The sequence below is a fragment of the Paraburkholderia sp. SIMBA_054 genome, assembly GCF_046534875.1.
Classification (GTDB): domain Bacteria; phylum Pseudomonadota; class Gammaproteobacteria; order Burkholderiales; family Burkholderiaceae; genus Paraburkholderia; species Paraburkholderia hospita.
In genome coordinates this window covers 1-485 of sequence record NZ_JAWRXV010000235.1, presented here as the reverse complement: position 1 = coordinate 485, position 485 = coordinate 1, and the positions used below count along the sequence as shown (strand labels likewise).

Genomic DNA, 485 nt, shown 5'->3' with positions numbered 1-485 from the left:
ACGATTTCCTTGATGACCTTGTCGGCGATCTCGCGCTTCGAGCCTTCGAGGCGCAGCGTCTGGAAGTAGCCGAGCGCATCGCGCAACGGCCAGCCGCTGATTTCGTAGATGCCGCGCGCGTCGCCGTCCGCGCCGATCCGCACGAAGCGCGCTTCGCGGCGCAGCCGCGTGCCCGCGCACGCGGGGCACGGCTGATTGTTCTGGTACTTGGCGAGTTCCTCGCGCACCGCGGCCGAATCGGTTTCGCGGTAACGCCGTTCGAGATTCGGAATGATGCCTTCGAACACATGCTCGCGGACCGATGCGCGCCCGCGCTCGTTGATGTACGAGAACGGAATTTCCTGCTTGCCCGAGCCGAACAGCAGGATCTTGCGGACCTTTTCCGGCAGGTCTTCGACGGCGGTGTCGATGTCGAAATCGTAGAACGCCGCGAGGCTTTGCAGCATCTGGAAGTAGAACTGGTTGCGCCGGTCCCAGCCCTTCAC

1 pseudogene is annotated in these 485 nt (G+C 63.7%); it reads right to left on the bottom strand.

Going from position 1 to position 485, the window contains the following annotated elements:
• Window positions 1–485: pseudogene (locus tag SB822_RS54925) on the bottom strand (excinuclease ABC subunit UvrA); the annotation flags it as partial.